The following is a 23837-nucleotide window of genomic DNA, read 5'->3' as shown; positions in this document are numbered from 1 at the left end:
CTCTCGCCGTTTGCGCGGAGATCGCGGAGGATGATGGTTGAGGATGCAATCACCGTTATGGAGGTGTGCAGGAATGCCCCAGCTCGAGGGAGCCGCACTGGAGGCCGTACGAGTGCGCCGCGAGGAGCTCCGGGCCCGGTATCTCCGTGAGGGCCGGGAACGGCGGGAGACCACGGCGCTCGGCGTCCATCACGTCGCGTTCATCTGCCGCGACGTCGAGGAGACCATCCGCTTCCACCAGGAGTTCCTCGGCTTCCCGCTCGTCGAGATCGTGGAGAACCGCGACTACCGCGGTTCCACGCACTTCTTCTTCGACATCGGGCACGGGAATCTGCTCGGGTTCTTCGACTTCCCCGGCCATGACCACCCGCCCTTCGCCGAGACCGTCGGCGGGATCCAGCATCTGGCGATCTCGGTGGGCGACGCGCAGTTCGACACCGCGCGCCAGGCGCTCGACGCGGCGGGCATCCCGTACGCGGGCCCGGACCGGGGCGTGGACGACAGCCTCTATCTGCACGACCCGAACAGCGTGCCCATCGAGCTCTACCGGGAGCGGCTCGGCGTCTTCAACGGGCACCCGATCCTGGGCGAGGGCCTTGAGGCGTCACCCGGGGCGCGCGCCTGACCGCACACGGTCGTCCCTCCGGCAGCGGCCCGTTTCGTCCCCCTTCAGCCGGGCAGTCGAGCGGTGCAGGACCAGCACGAGCCAAGGGCCGAAAGGACCTGCCGAGAGGACGTGAAGATCGTGAAGGTAGCTTTCCTCGTGGCCCCCGAGGGCGTCGAACAGGTGGAGCTCACCGAACCGTGGCAGGCCGTACGCGACGCGGGAGGCACGCCGGAGCTGGTGTCCACCAAGGCCGGCAAGATCCAGGCGTTCGACCATCTCGACAAGGCCGACAGCTTCCCCGTGGACAAGACCGTCACCGACACCTCGGCGGAGGAGTACGACGGACTCGTCCTGCCAGGCGGTGTGGCCAACCCGGACTCCCTGCGGATGGACGGACGGGCCGTGGCCTTCGTCAAGAGCTTCTTCGACGCCGGCAAGCCGGTGGCGGCGATCTGCCACGCACCGTGGACGCTCGTCGAGGCGGACGTCGTCGGCGGCCGCACCCTCACGTCGTGGCCGAGCGTGCAGACCGACATCCGGAACGCGGGCGGCCTGTGGGTCGACGAGCAGGTGCACATCTGCCGCGAGGGCCCCAACACCCTGATCACCAGCCGCAAGCCGGCCGATCTCAAGGCGTTCAACGACACCGTGGTGACGGAGTTTCCCGTGACCGCGTCCGCGTCGCAGGGCTGAACCCCTCCGGATCCCCGAGCCGTCCGCTCCCCGAAAGAGCGGACGGCTCGTCAGCTTCGGGGCGAGTCGGCCCCGTTGGTGCCGCACCGAGGAAGGTCGGCACTGCGGGAGGTTCGGGGCTTGGGGCGTCGAGGCTCGGACGTCGCGTCGCCAACGGGCCTCCCGTACCAGGCCGTTGGGTACGCACCCGTGGGCGGGGCGCCGCCACGGACTCACACCCCGCCGTCGGCCGCCACCGTCCGCGCCCACCGGTAGTCCGCCTTGCCGCTGGGGGAGCGCTGGATGAGCGGGGCGACGACCAGACCGCGCGGGATCTTGTACCCCGCCAGCCGGGGCCTGCAGTGCTCCTGGATCTCCTGGAGGGTCGGCTTCGCCGCGCCCTCGCGCATCTGCACCACGGCCGACACCCGGTTGCCCCAGGTCCCGTCCGGTACGCCCGTCACGAGGGCGTCGTACACGTCCGGATGCGCCTTGAGGGCCTGTTCGACCTCCTCCGGATAGACCTTCTCGCCCCCGGTGTTGATGCACTGCGAGCCCCGGCCGAGCACGGTCACGACCCCGTTCGCGTCCACCGTCGCCATGTCGCCCAGAAGCACCCACCGCGTACCGTCCCGCTCGAAGAAGGTCTCGGCGGTCTTCACCAGGTCGTTGTAGTACCCGAGCGGTACGTGGCCGCACTGGGCCACCCGGCCCGGCTCGCCCACCGCTGCGGGCTTCAGCGTGACCGGATCCACCACGGTCGTACGGTCGTTGACCTGCACCCGGAAGCCGGTGGCCGGCCCCGCGTCGTCCGTCGCCGTGCCGTTGAAGCCGGACTCGGAGGAGCCGAAGTTGTTGAGCAGTACGGCGTGCGGCACGAGTTCGCGGAAGCGGTTCCGTATCGTCTCCGACAGGACCGCGCCCGAGCTGCTGACGCTGAACAGCGACGAGGTGTCCGTCCCCTTCAACGGCCCTTCCAGCGCGTCCACCAGCGGCCGCAGCATCGCGTCCCCGACCAGCGACATGCTGGAGACCTTCTCGCGCTCGACGGTGCGCAGCACCTCCGCCGGTGCGAACTTGCGGTGCAGGACGACCTTCTGCCCGAAGTGGAAGCCGATGAACGCGGTCAGCGTCGAGGTGCCGTGCATCAGCGGCGGGGTGGGGAAGAAGACGATGCCCTCGCCGCTTCCGGCCACGCGCTCCGCCAGTTCCTCGGGCCGGGAGACCGGCACACCGGTCGGTGCACCGCCGCCCATCCCCGCGAAGAACAAGTCCTCCTGACGCCACATCACACCCTTGGGCATGCCGGTGGTGCCGCCGGTGTAGATGATGAACTGGTCGTCGGCGGAGCGCGGTCCGAAGCCGCGCCCGGGAGAGCCGGACGCCTCCGCGTCGGTGAACTCGACCGGCGCGACGGGGAGTCGGGGAGCGTCGTCGGGGGCGGCGGCGTCGGTGGCACCGGCTGCATCGGTGGCACCGGCGTCCGGCGCGCCCACCCTGACGAGGTGGCGGAGCACGGTCGTGTGGCGCAGGGCGCCCGCCACCCGCCCGGTGAACTCGGCATCGAAGACCAGTGCGGCCAGGTCGGCGTCCCGGTAGAGGTAGGCCAGTTCCTCCTCCACGTACCGGTAGTTCACGTTGACCGGGACGGCGCGGATCTTGAGGCATGCGAGGACGGTCTGGAGGTACTCGACGCCGTTGTAGAGGTACAGGCCGACGTGTTCGCCCGGCCCGATGCCGCTGTCCGCGAGGTGGTGGGCCAGCCGGTTGGCCGCCGCGTCGAGTCCGGCGTACGTCAGACGGCGCTCGGCGCCGGTACCGGGATGGTCGACGTACACCAGTGCTTCGCGGTCCGGGACCACGTCGACGATCGACTCGAACAGGTCGGCAAGGTTGAACTCCACCGTTCCTCCTGATCCCGTCGTGGGGCCTTCAGCGGACCGAGGTGTCGCCCGGAGTGCGGTCACGGGCCCCCTTGGGCGGTCATTAGAGCGTCAGCGGGCACAGGTGGGAAGACCGCCGCCGAAGAAATCTGACTGGCAGTCAGAAAACTCTTGAAGTGCCTCTCCGCCTCCTGCAACCTGTTCTAGGTCTCGAGACGGGAGGACTGTCATGAGCGGGACCGCGCACCTGACCGTGCGACGCGAAGGCGCAACCCTGGTGCTCACCCTCGATCGGCCGGAGGCGAAGAACGCGCTTTCCCTGCCGATGCTGGTGGGTCTCTACGACGGATGGCTGGAGGCCGACGCGGACGACACCGTCCGGTCGGTCGTCCTCACCGGTTCCGGCGGGGCCTTCTGCGCCGGCATGGACCTCAAGGCCCTCGCGGGCAACGGGATGGAAGGGCAGGAATACCGGGACCGGATGAAGGCCGACCCCGACCTGCACTGGAAGGCGATGCTCCGGCACCACCGGCCGCGGAAGCCGGTCATCGCGGCCGTCGAGGGCCACTGCGTCGCGGGCGGCACCGAGATCCTCCAGGGCACCGACATCCGCATCGCGGGCGAGAGCGCCATCTTCGGCCTCTACGAAGTACGCCGCGGACTCTTCCCCATCGGCGGTTCCACCGTCCGCCTGCCACGCCAGATCCCGCGCACGCACGCGCTGGAGATGCTGCTCACCGGGCGCCCGTACAGCGCCACCGAGGCACAGCGCATCGGGCTGATCGGTCATGTCGTCCCCGACGGCACGGCCCTGGAGAAAGCCCTGGAGACCGCCGAACTCATCAACGCCAACGGCCCGCTCGCCGTCGAGGCCATCAAGGCCAGCGTGTACGAGACCGCCGACTGCACCGAGGAGGAGGGGCTGAAGCGCGAACTCGCCTGCGGCTGGCCCGTCTTCGACACGGCCGACGCGAAGGAGGGTTCCCGGGCCTTCGCCGAGAAGCGCAGGCCCGACTTCCGGCGCGCCTAGCCGGGCAGCGGAAGCGCCCGGCGGTCGTCCGGCTCCGGCGAGCCCGGCAAAAGCCCGGCGACCGGTGGATGCCGGGCGACGGCCGGACGCCGGGCGCATCGCGCGGCCGAATTCGTCCGGCGGACCCCGGCGGGTGGGGCGCGGAGGAGAGGACACCGACCGGTCGCAGCCGGGCGGCGACGCGAGCACAGTTCCGCGACGCGCGCACAGCCCGCCGACGCGAGCACAGTCCGGCACGCACAGTCCGGCAAGGCGAGCACGGCTTGGCGAGCACGGCTTGGCAACCGCCGTGCCCCGCCGCGCACTTCGAGCCGAACCCGCGACAACGTCCCGCCGCGGAGAACCGCCGACCCCCCGACGGAGGAGAGAGACTCATGACATCCACCCCCGCACCGGAGGTGCTCCGCGCGCCCCTGGTCGTGGAATTCCCCTTCACGCGCTCCCTCGGGCCGGTCCAGAGCGCCTTCCTCACCGGGCTGCGCGAGCGCACCGTCCTCGGCGTCCGGACCGGCGACGGTCAGGTGCTCGTACCGCCCGTGGAGTACGACCCGGCCACCGCCGCCGAGCTCCGCGAACTCGTCGAGGTCGGCGCGACCGGCACCGTCACCACCTGGGCCTGGAACCCCGCCCCCCGTCCGTACCAGCCGCTCGCCACGCCCTTCGCCTGGGTCCTCGTCCGCCTCGACGGAGCCGACACCGCCCTGCTTCACGCGCTCGACGCACCCGGGCCCGAAGCCGTACGGACCGGGCTGCGCGTCCGCGTCCGGTGGGCCGCCGAGCGGACGGGCTCCATCACCGACATCGCCTGCTTCGAGCCGTACGAGGACGGACCCCGCGAGGACGAGCACGACGGCGGTCCTGAGCGCCGAGCCGTCCCGCACAGCGGCGAGTTCGACGATCCCGTCACCGGCATCGTCGCCCCCGCCCGGCTGGAGTACAGCTACTCGCCCGGCCGCGCCCAGACCCGCTACCTCGCCGCCCTCACCGAGCGCCGCATGACCGGCGAGCGCTGCCCCTCCTGCCGCAAGGTCTACGTGCCCCCGCGCGGGGCCTGCCCCACCTGCGGCGTGGCCACCGGCGAACAGGTCGACTGCGGGCCCCGCGGCACGGTCACCACCTTCTGCATCGTCAACATCAAGGCCAGGAACCTCGACATCGACGTGCCCTACGTCTACGCCCACATCGCCCTCGACGGCGCCGACCTCGCGCTCCACGGCCGTATCGGCGGCATCCCGTACGACCAGGTCCGCATGGGCCTGCGCGTCGAACCCGTCTGGGCCGAGGGCGGTCGCTACCCCGACCACTACCGGCCCACCGGCGAGCCCGACGCGGACTACGACACGTACAAGGAGCTGCTGTGACACCGGACTCCAGCGACGACGGCCGGGGCGTCGCGATCGTCGCCTTCGCCCAGACCCGCCACCGGGCCGACTCGGCCGAGGTCTCGGAGGTCGAGATGCTGATCCCGGTCCTCGAGGACGTCCTCGGCCAGGTCGGGCTCAAGGCAGGCGAGATCGACTTCACCTGCTCCGGCTCCAGCGACTACCTGGCGGGCCGGGCGTTCTCCTTCACCATGGCCCTGGACGGCGTGGGCGCCTGGCCGCCGATAGCCGAGTCCCATGTCGAGATGGACGGAGCCTGGGCTCTGTACGAGGCCTGGGTCAAACTCCTCACGGGCGACGCGGAGACGGCGCTCGTCTACTCCTACGGCAAGTCCTCGCCCGGACGCGTCCGCGATGTGATGACCCGCCAGCTCGACCCGTACTACCTGGCCCCGCTGTGGCCCGACGCCGTCTCCCTCGCCGCGCTGCAGGCACAGGCGCTCATCGACGCGGGGGAGACGGACGAACGGGCGCTCGCCGGGGTCGCCTCGCGCAGCCGCGCCGCCGCCGCGGACAATCCGTACGCCCAACTCCGCGGCGGCTCGGACGACCCCGGTCAACTCCTGGGCGGCGACTACCTCGTGCAGCCTCTGCGCCGCCACGACGTGCCACCGGTCGGTGACGGCGCGGCCGCCGTCGTCCTGGCCGCGGGGGACACCGCGCGCAGGCTGTGCCCCCGTCCGGCCTGGATCCGCGGCATGGACCACCGCATCGAGGCCCACAGCCTCGGCGTACGGGATCTCACCGACTCGCCGTCGACCCGGCTCGCGGCCGAGCGGGCCGGCGCCTTCGAACGCCCCGTGGACACGGCCGAGTTGCACGCCCCCTTCACCTCGCAGGAAGTCGTGCTGCGCAAGGCGCTGTGGCTCGACGACAGCGTCGACGTCAACCCCTCGGGCGGGGCGCTGGCCGCCAACCCCGTCATGGCCGCCGGGTTGATCCGGCTCGGCGAGGCCGCCGCCCGCATCCACCGCGGAGCCTCCGACCGCGCCCTCGGGCACGCCACCTCCGGCCCCTGCCTCCAGCAGAACCTGGTCGCCGTCCTGGAAGGGGATCCGGCATGAGCAAGGAGCCCGTCGCCGTCGTCGGAATCGGCCAGACCGAGCACGTCGCCGCGCGCCGCGACGTCTCCATCGCCGGACTCGTACGCGAAGCGGCCGTACGCGCCCTGGAGGACGCCCGGTTGACGTGGGCCGACATCGACGCCGTCGTCATCGGCAAGGCGCCCGACTTCTTCGAGGGCGTGATGATGCCCGAGCTCTATCTCGCGGACGCGCTCGGAGCGGTGGGCAAGCCCATGCTCCGCGTCCACACGGCCGGTTCGGTCGGCGGCTCCACCGCGCTCGTCGCCGCCGGCCTGGTCGCCGCCCGCGTCCACGGGACCGTCCTCACGTGTGCGTTCGAGAAGCAGTCCGAGTCCAACGCCATGTGGGGCCTCTCCCTGCCGATCCCGTTCCAGCAACCGCTGCTGGCCGGCGCGGGCGGCTTCTTCGCGCCGCACGTACGGGCGTACATGCGGCGCACCGGAGCACCCGACACCGTCGGCTCGCTCGTCGCGTACAAGGACCGCCGCAACGCTCTCAAGAACCCCTACGCCCACCTCCACGAGCACGACATCACCCTGGAGAAGGTGCAGTCCTCGCCGATGCTCTGGGATCCCATCCGCTACTCCGAGACCTGCCCGTCCTCCGACGGCGCCTGCGCGATGGTCCTCACCGGACGGGAGGGCGCAGCGCGCGCCCCGTACCCGCCCGCATGGGTGCACGGCGGCGCCATGCGCAGCGAGCCGACGATGTTCGCGGGCAAGGACTTCGTCTCCCCGCAGGCGGGCAAGGACTGCGCCGCCGATGTCTACCGGCAGTCCGGCATCACCGATCCGCGCCGGGAGATCGACGCCGTCGAGATGTACGTGCCGTTCTCCTGGTACGAGCCCATGTGGCTGGAGAACCTGGGCTTCGCGGAGGAGGGCGAGGGATGGAAGCTCACCGAATCGGGGGCCACCGAATTCGACGGCGATCTCCCCGTCAACCCTTCGGGCGGAGTTCTGTCCACCAACCCCATCGGCGCATCGGGGATGATCCGGTTCGCCGAGGCGGCACTTCAGGTCCGCGGCCGGGCGGGGGAGCACCAGGTGGACGGCGCGCGGCGGGCGCTCGGCCACGCGTACGGCGGTGGCTCGCAGTTCTTCTCGATGTGGCTGGTCGGCTCCGAACCCCCTGGCGCGTAATGCCGTTGCGGCCTGTGCGGTCCCCGTCACGCTCGCTAGGCTGACCGGGGTAGACGAACCGGGAGGAGCACGGACGTGGCCGACAGCACCACACAACAGCCACTGGCGGGGTTCACCAAGCCGAAGCTCGATCTGAGCAACGCCGAGTGGCAGTCCAGCAGCCAGGGCACGGGCGATGTCCAGATCGCCTTTGTCGAGGGCTATATCGCGATGCGGGACGGCCGCAATCCGGAGGGACCGTCGCTCGTCTTCACCCCCGCGGAATGGCGCGCGTTCGTCCTCGGCGCGCGGGACGGCGAGTTCGACCTCACCTGACGGGCGGAGACCTGGAGCTGCACGACATCGCACCCGCGCCGCACCCGCTCATCGAGCGGGCGCGGGGCGGGTGCGATGTGGTTCCCGGCCCGCACCGTTCCGGCCGGGAGGGAGCCCTGCCGGGATCAGGATCAGGGGCCGGGATCACGGCCAGGGGGCGAGTTCCGCAAGGGGCGAAGGATCGCTGTCGAGGGAGCCTTCGGGGACGCGCCCGGCCTCCACGCCGTCAGATCGCTCAACGCACCGCGCACGGTGACCGGGTCGGGCCCGGAGCCGGCGACGTGGACCTCCGAGCCGTCGGTCGCCACCAGCGTCAGACCCCGCCCGCGTGCCCGCGGCGCCAGGAACTCCAGCAGATGCGCGCAGAACGGGCGGGACCAGTCGCGCGGGGCGTGACCGATGAGGGCATCGGCGGTGTGGATCTCCAGCTCTCGCCACCAGCACAGCAGCGCCGTCGTCACATCGCCGTCGCGATAGCGGACCGGGCGTGACCAGTCGCCGGGCCCGAGCGCGGACCAGACGCTTCGGACTCGGCGAGCGACGTCAGGAGTGCGCTCCGCGGCTCCTCCGCCGTACGGCGCGATCCCGTCTTGATCGCGGCGTCGCGTCCCGGGCGCCCATGGTCGTGCATCTCGATCAGCTCGCCCTTGGCCGCGTACGCCGCCTGCCGGGCGAGGGCCGCGCACACACCCTCGATGTGCGAGAGCACATGGGCCCGCGACGAGCCCGGCAGCGCGCTCGGTGCGCGGAAGCCTGCGTCGGTGAGCCCGTCGAGCAGACCGGTGAGGCGCCGTGCCCGGTGAGGACCTCGGCCAAGGGCGGCGTCACGGCCACGGCGGCGTCCCTCTTCTCGTACGTCGCGCCGTGCGGTGCGGCATCCGTGCCCCGACGGGAGGCTAATGGTTATGGCGCAGTCTAGCATTAGCCGTGTGGGAGATCTGCTGGCACTGGAACTCGCCGCCACCATCCGGCACGACGGGCACGGCGGCGTCGCCGACGACCTCGAGACCGTGGACGCACTGGCGCGATGGCTGCGCGGTAAGGACGAACGACTCCGCCGGATCCTCGATGTCGGTCCGACCACCGCGGACGGCCCCCGGACCGCGGACGAGGAGACCCTGTGCGCCGTCCGTGAGGTACGGTCCGCGGTCCGCGCCCTCTTCGCCCGAGCCGTCGCCCCTCGCCCCCCGAGCCGCGCCGACTCGGCGGACCTCCCCCCGACCGCCATCGCGCTGGATGTCCTCGCCACCGCCGCAGCCCGCGTGCCGAGCGCGCCCCGACTGGACTGGCCCGAAGGAGGCCGACCCGTCGTCGTAGGCATCGCGCCTCCCGCGCCGCCGTCCGCGGATCTGCTGCCCGCCACCCTCGCCCGGGCCGCCATCGACTTCCTCGCGGGAGAGGACCGGACCCGGCTCCGCGCCTGCCCCGCACCGCGCTGCGCCCGGTACTTCGTCAAGGAGCACCCGCGCCAGGAGTGGTGCGGTCCCGCCTGCGGCAACCGAGCCCGGGTGGCCCGCCACCACCGCAGGCACCGCGCCGGGGAAACCGAACCTGCCTAGGACGGCCATCGCCCGGGACCGACCGCGACGACACGGACCGGCGTTGGCATCACCTCTCTGGCCATGTCCCGCCGGTTCCCCGGCTCCGGCACACGCGCCCGCGCCCGGGACGCGGGCAGCACGCGGACACGTACCATGTCCGCATGTCGTTCCTCCGCCGCCGCAGCTCAGCCACGCCCATCGGGCCGGACTTCGACGTCCTGGCGATGGACCCCAGTGACTGGCCCGGCAATCTGGGCGCCGGCCTGCTGCCCGCTCCCGACGGGAGCTGCCAGGGTGTCTTCCTCCGCTACGACCTGTTCGGCGGACGCGGCCCGGCGATGATCATCGGCAATCTGCCGGAGGGCTCCCCGGCGCGGGAACTCGGCGAGGACCAGCCCCCGTTCGAGGTGGCGCAGCTCCTCGCCGCCCTCGGCAACGACGAGCCGGTGCAGGTCCTCGAGACCGAGGACACGCCCGTGATGCAGGAGGACAACCTCCTCATCGTCAAGCGCATCGTGGTCTCCGAGGAGCGCGTCTCCTGCGTCCAGTTCGACCGCAGCGACGGGGTGCTGGTCACCATCGCGAGCTGGGACCGGCCGATCACCGAGGACCTTTACGCGCTGCTCAAGCCGCTCCCCGCGGAGATGTTCCAGCAGTCCTGAAGAACCCGGTCCCCTGGAGCCCACCGCGCGCGCAGCGTCAGACTCGCCCCGCAGGCTTCGCACCCACGTACCGCACAACGCTGAGCCGCCGCCCGGCCCTGCCGGACGGCGGCTCTCTCGCTTCCGCGGGCGACGCTCCTACGAGGCGGAACGGCGCACGGTCACATCGTCGGCCTTCACAAAGGCCACCCGGTGCCCGAGCTGGATCTGGTAGTACTCCAGCTTGCCCCGCACCACCGTGTGGTTCGTCGTGTCGAAGGTGACGGCCCAGTAGTACTCGCCGCGCGTCTTCAGCCCCGCCGCGTACTTCTGGCCGGGCAGGAGCTTGTACGGCAGCGGGTCGAGAGGCTGGACGGTGATGCCGGCCGGGTAGGCCGCCTTCTCCGGGTAGGCCCGCCCGTAGACCGGGACCTCCTTCAGGCCCTTCCGGGGCGTGAGGACCTGCCCCTCGGCCGGCACCGCCGTCGGCTGCGTCCGCGGGTTGTGGAACCACGCCTTCTGGCCGAGGTACCAGATCGCCGTCCAGTCGCCCTGGCGTTCGGCGACCGCGTACTGCTGGCCGGTGGTCGCCCGGGCGCCGGTGTCGTTGACACCGGTCGTGGAGTTCGAGCCGTCCGGGCGCAGGCCGATGTCCTTCACCAGCGGCGCGTCCGCGCGCGGCTCGGTGCGCAGGCGTACTGCCGCCGAGCCGTGTGCGGGACAAGTGTCGTCGCCGGCATCGGTGCAGCCGGTGTAGACGGGCCGGTTCCCGGCGTAGTCGGGGAGGATCGTCACCAGGTCGCTGCGTGCGCCCGCGGTGGCCTTGAGCGGTGCGCCCAGCAGCCGGAAGTAGTGCGCCCAGTCCCAGTACGGTCCAGGGTCGGTGTGCATGCCGGGGACGGTCATGGGGGTGGGGCCGGGGACGTTGTCGTGACCCAGGATGTGCTGCCGGTCCAGCGGGATGCCGTACTTCGAAGCCAAATGCCGCACCAGCCGTGCCGAAGCGCGGTACATCGCCTCCGTGTACCAGGCGTCGGGCGCCGTGAGGAAGCCCTCGTGTTCCAGGCCGATGGACTTGGAGTTGATGTACCAGTTGCCCGAGTGCCAGGCGACGTCCTTGTTCGCCACATGCTGGGCGGTGTGGCCGTCGGAGGAGCGGAGCGTGTAGTTCCAGGACACATAGGTCGGGTCCTGGACCAGCTCCAGGGCGGAGTCGTAGTAGCCCTCGATGTCGTGGATGACGATGTGGTCGATCTTCTGGCTGCGCGGGCGGTCCGCCTTGTCGTGGTTTCCGTAGTCCCGCTCGTTGCCCTCGCCGAACTCCGCGTACGCCGCGGGGAACCACTCGCAGGCCACTGTCCGCGGGCAGTCCGCCTTGGCGGCGTCCACGGTGCGCAGGCCCAGCTTCCGGCTCTGCCCGGTGTCGGGGGTCACGCCCGGCGCGGCGGAGAGGGCGACGCGCTGGCCGCTGTCGGTGGTCCGGGACGCTCCCTTGCGGATGACGTCGAAGACGTCCGCGGCGTACGCCGACGCGGTGGCGTTGTCGTCCGCGCCCGAGTAGCGCGCCACGGCGCCGTACCACTGCGCGGGGTCGGCGCTCAGCGGCAGACCCAGCTTCTTCTGCGCGGCGGCGAGGAGGGCCGCGCCACCGCGGATGTTCGCAGGCGCGTCCTCGCGCAGCTCCTCGGGAGCGATGCCGGTCAGCTCGGCCGCCCGGTCCAGCGTGCGCAGCCGGGCGGGCAGTTCGGCGGCCTCGGGCGCGGCACGGGTGAGCACCTTGACCGGGCGGGAGTCGTCGCCGCGCGGATCCTCGGAGTCGTGGCCGTGATGGGGCGCCGTGGCGAGAGCGGTACGCGCGTCGGTGAGGTGCATGGGGCCGTAGCCGCCGGACACACTCGGCGCGCCGCTGTGCGTGTCCCAGCGGGACTGCAGATACGCAACGCCCAGCAACACGCTCTGCGGCACCTTGAACTGCTGGGCGGCGTCGGAGAACGCCCGCTGCAGCGAGGCCGAGGAACCGGCATCGGGACCGGGCAGCGCGGCGCTCGCCGGCGGTGCCGCGGAGATCAGGGGAAACAGCAGGGCGGCGGTCGCCGTGGCGCCCGCCGCCCGGGTCATGCGTCGACGCGCGGTTCTCGCGGCGTCGGGAGCGGATCCTCGCATGCAGCCTCCTCGGGCTGGGCTGTGCCAGGTGATGCGCAGACGGTGGGTGGGGGGACAACCTGACAAGAGCTATCGCCTGACCGACGATCCGTCAATCATGCCGCGCCAGGGGATCGTCGCACGTCACGGACCCGTTCGGGGAGTTTCCGGAATGACCGGCTCCGACCTGCGGTGCGTCAGTGGCGTGGACCAATTGCCGTCTCTTCGCGGACAGCACGAAGCGGCGCTTCGGGGCTCGCCCGGTCGGGGGAGTCACGAAGCGCCGCGGTCGTGCGGTATCCGGCCTCGGGCCGCGTGCACGTGGCCCTGGCGAACTGCGTGCTGTGCACGACGCCGTTCGTGTGAGAACGCGGGACGGTACGTGTTCCACGCCGCCCGTGCGGGACGGCGTGGAACGACGTGGCGCCGCTGCCTCAGCGGGTGCCGACGGCCGCCCTCACCGCCCGGCGGGCCATGGCGCAGTCGTCGTACAGCCTGCGCAGGAGCAGCCTCTGCTCCTCGCCCGAGGAACCGGGCGCGGGCGGTGTGGCCGGCGCAGGCTCCTGCATCGTGCGGTGCACAGCCATCTCGTACGTACGGATCTCCCGGGTGAGCACCAGCATGAGGTTCACCAGGAAGGCGTCCCGGGCGGCCGGGCCCGGGAGCTGGGCGATCTGGCTGATCTGGCGTCGCGCCATGGGGGCGTCCCCGAGCGCGGCCCAGAGGGTAGCCAGGTCGTAGCCCGGCAGATACCAGCCGGCATGCTCCCAGTCGACGAGTGCCGCGCCGGCCGGGGAGAGCAGGAAGTTCGAGAGCTGGGCGTCGCCGTGGCAGAACTGGCCCTGGCTCTGCTTGCCGGAGGCGTGCGCCACGCCATGCAGAAGCTTCTGCAGATCCCCCATGTCACGGTCGGTCAGCAGACCGAGCTCGTGATAGCGGGTCAGGCGCCTCGCGTAGTCCAGCGGCGCGTCGAACATGCCGGCCGGCGGCCGCCACTGGTTCACGCGGCAGATCGCGCCGAGGGCCGCCCGTACATCGGTGCGGGGCGGGGCCTCCGCCGGATGCCTCTGCAGGGAGACGACCCGGCCCGGCACCCGCTCGATCACCAGGGCGTAATTGTCCGGATCCGCGGCGATCAACCGGGGCACCCGCACAGGCGGGCGGTGCCGGACGAACGCGCGGTATGCAGTTATTTCATGACGGAAGCGTTCCGCCCAGGCGGGGGAGTGGTCCAGTAAACACTTGGCGACAGCGGTGGTGCGGCCGGCAGTGCCGACCAGCAGTACCGACCGGCCGTTGCGCCGGAGGACCTGTACCGGATTGAACTCCGGGCAGATCCGGTGCACCGACGCGATCGCGGTGCGGAGCTGTGCGCCCTGCGAGCCGGACAAGTCGATTCTCCCGCTCAGGGGCCCCGGTCCGAGCCCCGGCGCCCGCCGAACACGCCCGCCGATCGCCGCCCCCACGGCGTGGGATGGGTCGAGGTACGGGCCACCGCCGGTCTGGTGCGTACGGTGCGGCCGGGGCGGGGCGGACACGGAGGACGATGCTGCGTGCATGGGCGATACAGATCCCTTCGTGCGCCGACGAGTTGTGCGCGCGCTCCCGGTTCCGGAGGACCGGCCGCATCCTGGGGAATGCGATCCGGGCTCCGGGCCGGGGAGGCGCGTTTCTAACAGACACCCGGCCGCGGGTGGCACACCATCTGGCGGACCCTGGCGAACCCTGGCGAATAGTCGCCTGGCCCGTGACGGGCGGTTACTGTCAACACAGCCGAGGAACCTGGGGGCTTGACGTGACCAAGGAACCCAACACCCGACTCTCGGACCTGTTCGGACTCACCGGCTGGTCCAAGGGGGAGCTCGCGCGGTTGGTCAACCGGCATGCGGCTGCCATGGGGTATCCGCAGCTGGCGACCGACACCTCGCGGGTGCGGCGTTGGATCGACACCGGCGAAGTGCCGCGCGATCCGGTGCCGAAGGTACTGGCGTCCTTGTTCACCGAGCGCCTCGGCCGTGTCGTGACCATCGAGGACCTCGGGCTCGCCAGACATGGGCGTGCAGGGAAGCGGCAGTCCACGGACGGGCTTCCGTGGGCGCCGGACCGAACAGCCGCGGTCCTCACCGAATTCACGGGAATGGACCTCATGCTCAACCGACGCGGCTTGGTGGGCGCGGGCGCCGCGCTCGCCGCAGGCTCAGCACTGACCAGCGCAATGTACGACTGGCTCCACACCGACCCGGCCCTCGCGGCCGACCGCCCTCCGGGCGGCGCAGCACTGACCGCGGAACCCGCGGGCCACGACCGCTACGAGGCGGCTCCCGTCGGCTCGCAGGAGATCGAGGCGCTCGAGCGTTCCGTCGAGGTCTTCCGCGCCTGGGACGCCGCCCGTGGCGGCGGGCTCCAGCGCAAGGCCGTGGTCGGCCAGCTCAACGAGGTGGGCGGCATCCTCGCCTACCGCCACCCCGACCATCTCCAGCGCCGGCTCTGGGGGGTGGCCGCCAACCTGGCCGTCCTCGCCGGCTGGATGTCCCACGACGTGGGCCTGGAGCCCACGGCGCAGAAGTACTTCGTCATCGCGGCCCATGCCGCCCGCGAGGGCGGTGACCGCCCGCGCGCGGCGGAGGCGCTCTCCCGCGCCGCGCGCCAGATGGTCCATCTCGGCCGTCCCGACGACGCGCTGGACCTGATGAAGCTGGCCAAGTCCGGTGCGGGCGACCAGACGCTGCCGCGCACCCGGGCAATGTTCCATACGATCGAGGCCTGGGCGCAGGCGTCCAAGGGACAGGTCCAGGCGGTTCGCCGCACCCTCGGCGAGGCCGAGGATCTGTTCGTCTCGGACAAGGGCGATGTGCCGCCCCCGAGTTGGATGCAACTCTTCAACGAGGCGGATCTGCACGGCATGGAGGGGCTGGTGTACCGCACGCTCGCGGAACACGACCCCTCGGTGGCGTCCATCGCGCACCGGCATGCCAAAGAGGCACTGGACATGCGGGAGAACGGCCGTCAGCGGTCGCAGATCTTCGACCACATCTCCATCGCCTCGGCCTGCTTCATCGCCGACGACCCCGAACAGGCCGACCGCTACGCCCGGATGGCACTGCTGAGCATCGGTGACACCTCGTCGCATCGCACATGGGACCGATTGCGGGAGATGTACCGGCTGACCGGGCGCTACGCCGACTTCTCCAGCATCGAGGATCTGCGCGAGGAGATCGAGCAGGCACTTCCCAAGGACCCGGGCAAGACGGCCAAGGGGAGCGGCGCACGCGTGTGAGGGAGATCCACCGCCCCGCGGTGGATACCCCGTCCGGTGCGCAGTGGCGCGCCTGACACCAGGGCGCCTCGGCGTATGCGAGGACGTCCGGCGAGCCCGGTCCGTGCACCGTGTGCGGCCGAGATCCGGTCCGTGCGCGTCAACGCGGCGCCCTGGTCCGGCTGTTGGTGCCGTGTCCCGCGCAGCGCGGTGCGCTGCTCAGGAACGGCCACACTCAGCACAGCCGAGCGGGACCGCGGTCCGGTGCGGTACGAGCTGCCGTTGCCCCGTTTCCGGAATCCGGCCGGGTACCGGCAGGGCGGTGTCAGGAGCCGACCCGGGCCACGAGCACGCACGCGTCGTCCTCGCGCTCCGTGCCGCCGCACTCCTCGACCACGATCCGTACACACTCCTGCGCGCTGCGGGCCGCCGACAGTCGCGGCGCGAGGTCCAGCACACGCTGGGCCCCCGTGGAGTCCTGGGGCGGGCCCGAGGGGTCCGCGGTGCGCCGCTGCGCCAGACCGTCGGTGTGCAGCACGAGCAGGTCACCGGGGAGCAGTTGCTCCTCGGCCTGCCCGAACTGGGCACCGGAGGCGGCCCCGAGGAGCATCCCCTCGGGCGCCGACAGCGCCCGCCCCGTCCCGTTGCGGAACAGCAGCGGGGCGGGGTGGCCGGCCTGCGACCACGTCAGCGAACCGGTCCTCGGGTCGTACTGGCAGCACACCGCACTGCCCAGCGCGGGCTGGGAGGCGGTGTCCAGCAAGTGGTTGAGGCATCCCATCAACGGGCCCGGGGTCACACCCGCGACGGCCATCCCGCGCAGCGCCCCGAGCAGCATCGCCATGCCCGACGTCGCGGTCACACCGTGCCCGGTGAGGTCGCCGACGCTCAGGAGCGCCCGACCGTCGGGCAGCGGCATCGCGTCGTACCAGTCGCCGCCGATCAGTGCGCCGGTCGCACACGGCAGATAGTGCGCGGCCACATCCAGCGTGGCGGCCGGTACGTCGAGCGTGGCGGGTCCCGTCTCAGGGAACCGCAACGAGCCGCGCCAGGGCGGCAGTACGGCCTCCTGGAGCTCGACCGCGAGACGGCGCTCGGTCTGCGCCGCATGCCGCTCGCGCTGGAGTGAGTCACGCGTCTCGTGCAGGGCCCGCTGGCTGCGGCGCAGTTCGCTGACGTCCCGCAGCACGGCCCACATCGAGGCAGTGCAGCCGTCCGCGTCGAGCACCGGCTCGCCCGTCATGTGGACCGTGCGCTCGGCGCCGTCGGCGCGGACGATCCTGAACTCCCCGTCGATCGGCTTCCCTTCGACCAGGCAGTCGGTGACCATCGAGGTCAACTGCGTGTGGTCCTTGGGGAGGACGAACGACGGCAGTTCGTCCAGGGAGAGCGCACCCTCGTCCGGGGCGCGGCCGAAGATCCGGAACAGCTCTTCCGACCAGTCGACTTCGTCCGCCAGCAGATTCCACTCGGCGCTGCCGACGCGGCTGAGCAGAGACGTCCGGCGGTTCTCCGGCGGCGCTGCGGGCAGCGGGATGGCCGTGGCCGCCGGACCGTCCTCGGTCCGCGGCTCCTCGGGCGGCAGCCCCTCACGAAGCTGGCCGAGCTGCTGCCCCAGGTCGTCGAGGTGGTGGACGGCAAGATCGCAGAGCGCACGCCGCCAGCGGAGCCCGGGGTCTTCCTCGTCCGAGACGGTGTCACGGCGTACGGCATCGACACCACCGCGGAGTCTGTGCGTCTGTGAGATCAGCGCATCGACGGTGCCGCGCTCGGGCGGCTGAGCGGCGGATCGGTCCGTAGAAGTGGGGGACGGCATTGCGTACTCCATTACCTGCGCGGCCGACTCTGGCGTATGGGCCGGTTACGACTCTTGCACAGGGAGCGACGAGCCGTAAGGGATTTGGCAACACCCGTTTCGGTGGTGCTTCCGTCATATGACGCCGGCCTCCCGGCCCCGTACAGGCGCGCGAAGAGAGCCCAAGGCCGCCCGGACTCCGCGGAATTGATCCATCCGGGTAGGCTGCGGGCCGCGTGACCCGGAAATCCTCGCCGTTCACCAGGCGTGGACCCCTTGGTCACCGGCAAGAATGCCGGTCGCGGGAAATCCCGTTGCCAGCGAACCCACCGCACCGGATGCTGACCTTATGTTCGATCCAGACATAGCGCCCAGCGGCACCCTGCTCGGCCTCCTCCAGCGAGGCCGCGGCGACGGGACCCTGCACGCCCTCGCGGCCCCGCGGGCCGAGGCGCTCGCCGCGCTGCACCACTGCGTGCTGCGCGACCCCCGGCGCGACTGGCAGATCGAGAACCGCTCCCTCTACTACGCCCGGCTCTGCCTCGACCTGGACGCCGGCCTGGAGGAGATCGAGGCGCACCTCTTCCACGCGGACGACGTCGTCGACCCCGCCGAGGAGCGCACCGGCCTGGCCCTGGCCGTCCTCGGCCACCTCGCCTCGTACGGGCGCCAGGACGCGCTGCTGCTGCTCCGCCGCTACGCCACCACCGGCGCCAACTGGACCTGGGCCCTCGACGAGCTCGCCCTTCGCGACGACGACACGGCCCTGCGCGCCCTCGGCGCACCGATCCTCGCCAGATTCCCCGCCACTGCCGAGGGAGAGGCCGATCTCGCGGCCGCCGTGCGGGACGCCTTCGAACCCCGCCCGTGGCGCCTGTGGGCCGAGAACCCCGACGACCCGGCCGGTGCCGCCCGCGTACGGGCCGCCGGCGAGCAGGGCTGCTTCGACCGCTGGCAGCGCCAGCTCCGGCCCACCGGACCCCGCCCCGGCTGGAGCGTGCGCGAAGTCCTTGCCTGGGCCCAGCAGGGCCTGGACCAGCACCCCTCCCGGCCCCGCCACATCGCGGCGGCCCGCTGCCTGACCGCCGTCGCGTCCGCCGAGGACCGCCCCGAGATCGTGGAGGCCGCCCGCAGCGGCCCCGAGGGCGCCCGCAGCGCCGCGCTGCGCTACCTCGCCGAACAGCAGGACGCCGAGGCGTTCGATCTGATCGACGCCGCCGCGGCGGACGGATCGGCCATCGTCGCGGACGCCGCCCTCTCATCCTTCGAACGCATGCGCAGTACGGCCGCCCTCGCCCGCGCCCGCGTGTGGGCCCGCCGCACGGACGCACTGGGCGGCGCGGCCGCCTGCATGCTCGCCTGCCGCGGCGGACACCGGGACGCCGATCTCGTCCTCTCCGCGCTGCGCAGGACCGTACGGACCGAGGGCGCGGACGCACCCGACCTCATGACGCTCGTCGACGGCACCGGTCGCCTGGCCATCGCCTGCGCCGCCCCCGTCCTGCGCCACATCTACCGCGAGACGGCCTCCTCGCATCTGCGCGGCCGCGCCGCCCGCGCCCTGGCCGCCACCGACCCGACGTTCGCCTCCGGCTTCGCCGTCGAGTGCCTGTGGGACTGCGAGGAGACCACGCGCGAGCTGGCCGCGCGGCACGCCGCGACCGGCGACCAGCGGGTCGTCGAGCGCCTGCGGCGGCTCGCGGACGACCCCGCGGAGGAGGCGGAGGTCCAGACGGCCGTCCGGAGCCGGATCGGGCCCGACATGCCCGCCGTTTGACGACACCGGCAGGGGGCGCGGTGAAACGCTCATGGGACGTTTCACCGGCGGAAAGATCCACGTGGCCGGGTCCACGCTCCGTACGTCGACAACACCCCTGTGCGTGTCGTCATCGTCACCGAGTCCTGCGCTGCTCGCCGAGGCGGGCGTCACCGGCACCCCGCCCCCTGGCGCCGAACCGGTGACCCCGGAACCGGGACCTCTGGCGCAGGCGCTGTGGATGGCGACGAAGGGCACGCAGTGGGTGGTCGCGCGGTGCCAGGACCTGCTGCCGGGGCTGCTGCGCCTCGCGGCGGCGGAAGGCGGGCACCGGATCGCCGGATCGCTGGAACGGCGCCGGTCCTGGACGTTCGCGCCCATCGCGCCGCACTCCACGCCCTCGCCACGCTCGCACCCGCCCCGCCCGTCGACGCTTCTGTCGCCGAGGGGGCATTCGGGGTGCGGGCGTGCGCGCACCGGTGACTCCGCGCGGACGGTGGACCGACTGCTGACACCGTGCCGACGGCAGGCGCAAGGGCCGGCACCGCAGAGAGTGCAGCCGACCGCCGACACCGCAGAGAGTGCACCCGACCGCCGGCACGGTGGGGACGGTGGACGCACCGGTGACACTGCGCTGATGGCGGACGCGCCAGGGACTCACGCGCGGAACCGTGGATGCGCCAGGACTCGCGCGCGGAACCGTGTACGCACCGTCGGCACCCTACGGGCGTGGGATCCGCCGCCCCCGCCCCCCGCTGCGACAATGGACGGATGACCGGACGCTGGGAGTTCTGGATCGACCGGGGCGGCACATTCACCGATGTGATCGGACGAAGGCCCGACGGCCGCCTGGTCACCCGCAAGCTCCTGTCGCACAATCCCGACCGGTACGAGGACGCCGCCGTCGCCGGAGTGCGGCTCATGCTGGGGCTGCGGCCGGGCGAGCCCGTACCGGCGGAGCGGATCGCGGTCGTCAAGATGGGCACGACCGTGGCCACCAACGCCCTTCTCGAGCGCAAGGGCGAACCGACCGTCCTCGTCGTCACCGAGGGCTTCCGCGACGCGCTGCGCATCGCCTACCAGAACCGGCCGCGCATCTTCGACCGCCGCATCCTCCTCCCGGAGGCGCTCTACGACCGGGTGATCGAGGTGTCCGAGCGGGTCGGTGCGCACGGTGACGTCGTGACGGAACCCGACCTCGACGCCGTCGCCGCCTCGCTGCGCGCCGCACGCGAGGAGGGCTTCCGCAGCGCCGCCGTCGTCTTCCTGCACGGCTACCGCCATGCCGCGCACGAGCGTGCCGTCGGTGCGCTGGCCGAGGAGCTGGGGTTCACCCAGGTGAGCTGCTCCCACGAGGTGAGCCCGCTGATGAAGCTCGTCCCGCGCGGTGACACGACGGTCGTGGACGCCTACCTCTCGCCGATCCTGCGCCGGTACGTCGACGGCGTCGCCGAGCAACTGCGTGGCACCCGACTGATGTTCATGCAGTCCAACGGCGGGCTGCGCGAGGCCGCGCACTTCCGCGGCAAGGACGCGGTGCTCTCCGGTCCCGCGGGCGGCGTCGTCGGCATGGCGCGGTCGGCCGCCGAGGCGGGCCACGACCGCGTCATCGGCTTCGACATGGGCGGGACGTCCACCGATGTCTCCCACTACGCGGGGGAGTTCGAGCGCTCTTTCGGCACCGAGGTCGCGGGTGTACGGATGCGCGCGCCGATGATGAACATCCACACCGTCGCGGCGGGCGGCGGCTCCGTCCTCCACTTCGACGGCCGGCGCTACCGCGTGGGCCCCGACTCCGCCGGTGCCGTCCCCGGACCCGCCTCCTATCGCGGGGGCGGCCCGCTGACCGTGACCGATGCCAATGTGATGCTCGGCCGCGTCCAACCCGCCCACTTCCCGGCCGTGTTCGGGCCCGGCGGCGACCAGCCGCTCGACACCGGGACCGTACGCGGCGCGTTCGCGGGCCTCGCGCGGGAGGCGGCCGAGGCGACCGGCGACGACCGCAGCCCCGAGGAAGTCGCCGCAGGATTCCTCGACATCGCGGTGCTCAACATGGCCAACGCGGTCAAGAAGATCTCGGTGCAGCGCGGTCACGACGTCACCAGGTACGCCCTCACCAGCTTCGGCGGCGCGGGCGGCCAGCACGCCTGCGCGGTCGCCGACGCCCTCGGGATCTCCACCGTCGTCGTCCCGCCGCTGGCCGGACTGCTCTCCGCGTACGGCATCGGGGTCGCGGATGCCACCGCGATGCGCGAGCAGGCCGTCGAGACCGAGCTCGGCGAGGGCGCCGTGGAGCGTGTCCGGGAGGTGTGCGACCGGCTCGCCGCGCAGACCCGCGACGAACTCCTCGCCGACGGCGTCCCCGAGGACACCGTCACCACCGCGGCCCGGGTCCATCTGCGGTACGCGGGTACGGACGCGGCCATCGCCGTGCCGCTGGGCAGCGCGGACGCGATGCGTGAGGAGTTCGTACGGGCCCACCGCACCCGCTACGCGTTCACCATGGACAAGCCGCTCGTCGCCGAGGCCGTGTCGGTCGAGGCGACCGGCTCCTCGGGCGGCACCGTGGGGCACGCCGTGGAACTCCCGCCCCGCGAGGGGGAGTCCGGTGCGGAGGAGTCCGGTGGGGAGGAATCCGGTACAGAGGATTCCGGTGGACGGGAGTCCGCTGCGGTGCAGTCCGGGCGCGGGGAGACCGGCCCGGCCGTGACGGTGCGGATGTTCAGCGAGGGCCGCTGGCAGGACACCGGGCTCTACGAACGGGCGCACCTGCGCGCCGGAGACCAGGTCACCGGCCCGGCGATCGTCGCGGAGGACGACGCCACCACCGTCGTCGAACCGGGCTGGCGGGCCACCGCCGGCGACCACGGGCACCTGGTCCTCACCCGCGTCCGTCCCCGGCCCGGCACGGCCGCGGTCGGCACGGACGTCGACCCGGTCATGCTGGAGGTCTTCAACAGCCTCTTCATGGCCATCGCCGAGCAGATGGGGCTGCGCCTGGAGCACACCGCCCACTCCGTCAACATCAAGGAGCGGCTCGACTTCTCCTGCGCGCTCTTCGACGCCGAGGGCAACCTCATCGCCAACGCCCCGCACATCCCGGTCCACCTCGGCTCGATGGGCGAGTCCATCAAGGAGGTGCTGCGGCGCAGGAGCGGCAACGGCGCGATGCGGCCGGGCGACGTGTACGCGATCAACGACCCGTACCACGGCGGCACCCACCTGCCCGATGTCACCGTCGTCACCCCGGTCTTCGACGAAGCGGGGGAGCACCTGCTCTTCCTCGTCGCCTCGCGCGGACACCACGCCGAGATCGGCGGCATCACCCCCGGCTCCATGCCCGCCTTCAGCCGCACCATCGAGGAGGAGGGCGTCCTCTTCGACAACTGGCTGCTCGTACGGGACGGGCGGCTGCGCGAGGAGGAGACGCGCGAGCTTCTGGCCGCGGGCCCATACCCCTCCCGTGCCCCGGACGCCAACCTCGCCGATCTGCGTGCCCAGATCGCCGCCAACGAGAAGGGCATCCGTGAACTGCGCCGCATGATCGAGCAGTTCGGGCTCGATGTGGTGCAGGCGTACATGGGGCACGTGCAGGACAACGCCGAGGAGTCCGTGCGCCGCATCCTCGCCGGTCTGGACGACGGCTCGTACCGCTACGAGACCGACGGCGGAGCGGTCATCCGCCTCGACCTGCGCGTCGACCGCGAGGCCCGCAGCGCCGTGCTGGACTTCGCCGGGACCTCGCCGCAGCAGCCGGGCAACACCAACGCGCCCAGCTCGGTGGTGATGGCCGCCGTCCTCTATGTGTTCCGGACGCTCGTCGCCGAGGACATCCCGCTCAACAGCGGCTGCCTGAAGCCCCTGGAGGTCCGCATCCCGGAGGGCTCGATGCTCTCGCCCGCCCATCCGGCCGCGACCGTCGCGGGCAACGTCGAGACCTCGCAGGCCGTGACGGGCACGCTGTACGCGGCGCTGGGCATCCAGGCCGAGGGCTCCGGCACCATGAACAACGTCACGTTCGGCAACGACCGCGTGCAGTACTACGAGACCGTGGCCAGCGGCTCGGGCGCCGGGGACGGCTTCGACGGGGCCGACGCCGTGCAGACCCACATGACCAACTCGCGGCTGACCGACCCCGAAGTCCTGGAGTGGCGCTACCCGGTGCGCGTGGAGAGCTTCGAGGTACGGGAGGGCAGCGGCGGACCCGGGCGATGGCACGGCGGACGCGGGGTCACCCGGCGTATCCGGTTCCTGGAGCCGATGACCGTCGCGCTGCTCACCGGGCACCGGCGGGTGGCGCCGTACGGGATGGCGGGCGGCGAACCGGGAGAGCTGGGCGAGAACGTGATCGAGCGGTCCGGCGGTACGACCGAGGCACTGAAGGGCTGCGATGTGACCGATGTCGCGGCCGGTGACGTCCTCGTCGTCCGGACGCCCGGGGGCGGAGGCTACGGAAAACCGGACAGGGGCCGGGCGGCTGCCCGGGGCGGGGACAACCGGCCATGAACTGCGGCTCGTTGAACCCTGCCCTTCGTGAACCCGGCCGCCTCGAATCCGGCCGCCTCGAATCCGGCCGCCTCGAACCCGGCC

At 72.1% G+C, this 23837-nt stretch carries 18 protein-coding genes; 12 read left to right on the top strand and 6 right to left on the bottom strand.

Annotation, left to right across the window (positions count from 1 at the left end):
* Window positions 1–73 precede the first annotated feature (73 nt).
* Window positions 74–625: a VOC family protein gene (locus ACGFNH_RS15250; RefSeq protein WP_393653730.1), complete on the top strand. Its 552-nt coding sequence runs from the start codon at window positions 74–76 to the stop codon at window positions 623–625.
* A gap of 120 nt (window positions 626–745) precedes the next feature.
* A complete protein-coding gene (locus tag ACGFNH_RS15245) occupies window positions 746–1300 on the top strand; it encodes a type 1 glutamine amidotransferase domain-containing protein (protein WP_393653728.1) in 555 nt (184 codons plus the stop codon).
* 212 nt (window positions 1301–1512) lie between these two features.
* Here ACGFNH_RS15245 and ACGFNH_RS15240 read toward each other — a convergent pair whose 3' ends face one another.
* Window positions 1513–3183 carry an acyl-CoA synthetase gene (locus ACGFNH_RS15240; RefSeq protein ID WP_393653726.1) on the bottom strand — a complete coding sequence of 557 codons (1671 nt, stop codon included), beginning with the start codon at window positions 3181–3183 and terminating at the stop codon, window positions 1513–1515.
* A gap of 208 nt (window positions 3184–3391) precedes the next feature.
* Here ACGFNH_RS15240 and ACGFNH_RS15235 point away from each other — a divergent pair, with 208 nt between their 5' ends.
* The 5 genes from ACGFNH_RS15235 (at window position 3392) to ACGFNH_RS15215 (ending at window position 8116) form a co-directional block, all read left to right on the top strand.
* Window positions 3392–4192, top strand: a complete 801-nt coding sequence (locus ACGFNH_RS15235; protein WP_393653724.1) for a crotonase/enoyl-CoA hydratase family protein — start codon at window positions 3392–3394, stop codon at window positions 4190–4192.
* A 374-nt stretch (window positions 4193–4566) separates the two neighbouring features.
* Window positions 4567–5553, top strand: a complete 987-nt coding sequence (locus ACGFNH_RS15230) for a Zn-ribbon domain-containing OB-fold protein (protein WP_393653722.1) — start codon at window positions 4567–4569, stop codon at window positions 5551–5553.
* Window positions 5550–6638, top strand: coding sequence for a thiolase domain-containing protein (locus ACGFNH_RS15225; protein WP_393653720.1), 1089 nt, complete (start codon window positions 5550–5552; stop codon window positions 6636–6638). Before ACGFNH_RS15230 ends, ACGFNH_RS15225 begins: the two co-directional genes overlap by 4 nt.
* On the top strand, window positions 6635–7801 hold the full coding sequence (locus tag ACGFNH_RS15220) for a thiolase domain-containing protein (protein WP_393653718.1): 1167 nt from the start codon (window positions 6635–6637) through the stop codon (window positions 7799–7801). The genes ACGFNH_RS15225 and ACGFNH_RS15220 overlap by 4 nt, the downstream gene beginning before the upstream one ends.
* Before the next feature lie 75 nt (window positions 7802–7876).
* Window positions 7877–8116 carry a DUF397 domain-containing protein gene (locus ACGFNH_RS15215; RefSeq protein WP_393653716.1) on the top strand — a complete coding sequence of 80 codons (240 nt, stop codon included), beginning with the start codon at window positions 7877–7879 and terminating at the stop codon, window positions 8114–8116.
* Window positions 8117–8247: 131 nt separating this feature from the next.
* Here the strand turns inward: ACGFNH_RS15215 and ACGFNH_RS15210 are convergent, their stop codons facing one another.
* Both ACGFNH_RS15210 and ACGFNH_RS15205 read right to left on the bottom strand, forming a co-directional pair.
* The gene (locus ACGFNH_RS15210) at window positions 8248–8577 is read right to left on the bottom strand and encodes a hypothetical protein (RefSeq protein WP_393653714.1); all 330 of its coding nucleotides are present in this window, start codon (window positions 8575–8577) and stop codon (window positions 8248–8250) included.
* Complete coding sequence (locus ACGFNH_RS15205; protein WP_393653712.1) at window positions 8574–9038, bottom strand: maleylpyruvate isomerase N-terminal domain-containing protein; 465 nt, start codon at window positions 9036–9038, stop codon at window positions 8574–8576. The genes ACGFNH_RS15210 and ACGFNH_RS15205 overlap by 4 nt, the downstream gene beginning before the upstream one ends.
* A 7-nt stretch (window positions 9039–9045) precedes the next feature.
* On the opposite strand from ACGFNH_RS15205, the gene ACGFNH_RS15200 reads away from it, so the two are divergent.
* Both ACGFNH_RS15200 and ACGFNH_RS15195 read left to right on the top strand, forming a co-directional pair.
* Window positions 9046–9675: a CGNR zinc finger domain-containing protein gene (locus ACGFNH_RS15200; RefSeq protein WP_393653711.1), complete on the top strand. Its 630-nt coding sequence runs from the start codon at window positions 9046–9048 to the stop codon at window positions 9673–9675.
* A gap of 143 nt (window positions 9676–9818) precedes the next feature.
* Complete coding sequence (locus ACGFNH_RS15195; RefSeq protein WP_393653709.1) at window positions 9819–10319, top strand: hypothetical protein; 501 nt, start codon at window positions 9819–9821, stop codon at window positions 10317–10319.
* A 138-nt stretch (window positions 10320–10457) separates the two neighbouring features.
* Here ACGFNH_RS15195 and ACGFNH_RS15190 read toward each other — a convergent pair whose 3' ends face one another.
* Complete coding sequence (locus ACGFNH_RS15190; protein ID WP_393653707.1) at window positions 10458–12461, bottom strand: N-acetylmuramoyl-L-alanine amidase; 2004 nt, start codon at window positions 12459–12461, stop codon at window positions 10458–10460.
* Between the two features lie 413 nt (window positions 12462–12874).
* Complete coding sequence (locus tag ACGFNH_RS15185; RefSeq protein ID WP_393653705.1) at window positions 12875–13999, bottom strand: aminoglycoside phosphotransferase family protein; 1125 nt, start codon at window positions 13997–13999, stop codon at window positions 12875–12877.
* A 236-nt stretch (window positions 14000–14235) separates the two neighbouring features.
* Here ACGFNH_RS15185 and ACGFNH_RS15180 point away from each other — a divergent pair, with 236 nt between their 5' ends.
* Window positions 14236–15717, top strand: a complete 1482-nt coding sequence (locus ACGFNH_RS15180; RefSeq protein ID WP_393653703.1) for a hypothetical protein — start codon at window positions 14236–14238, stop codon at window positions 15715–15717.
* A gap of 304 nt (window positions 15718–16021) precedes the next feature.
* Here the strand turns inward: ACGFNH_RS15180 and ACGFNH_RS15175 are convergent, their stop codons facing one another.
* The gene (locus ACGFNH_RS15175) at window positions 16022–17512 is read right to left on the bottom strand and encodes a PP2C family protein-serine/threonine phosphatase (protein WP_393653701.1); all 1491 of its coding nucleotides are present in this window, start codon (window positions 17510–17512) and stop codon (window positions 16022–16024) included.
* A gap of 328 nt (window positions 17513–17840) precedes the next feature.
* Here ACGFNH_RS15175 and ACGFNH_RS15170 point away from each other — a divergent pair, with 328 nt between their 5' ends.
* Both ACGFNH_RS15170 and ACGFNH_RS15165 read left to right on the top strand, forming a co-directional pair.
* Window positions 17841–19268, top strand: a complete 1428-nt coding sequence (locus ACGFNH_RS15170; RefSeq protein ID WP_393653699.1) for a HEAT repeat domain-containing protein — start codon at window positions 17841–17843, stop codon at window positions 19266–19268.
* A gap of 750 nt (window positions 19269–20018) precedes the next feature.
* Entirely contained in the window at window positions 20019–23753 is a 3735-nt protein-coding gene (locus ACGFNH_RS15165) for a hydantoinase B/oxoprolinase family protein (RefSeq protein ID WP_393653697.1), read from the top strand.
* Window positions 23754–23837: the final 84 nt, after the last annotated feature.

It is taken from the genome of Streptomyces sp. NPDC048639 (genome assembly GCF_043199075.1).
GTDB lineage: Bacteria > Actinomycetota > Actinomycetes > Streptomycetales > Streptomycetaceae > Streptomyces.
This window is presented reverse-complemented; position numbering and strand designations above follow the sequence as displayed.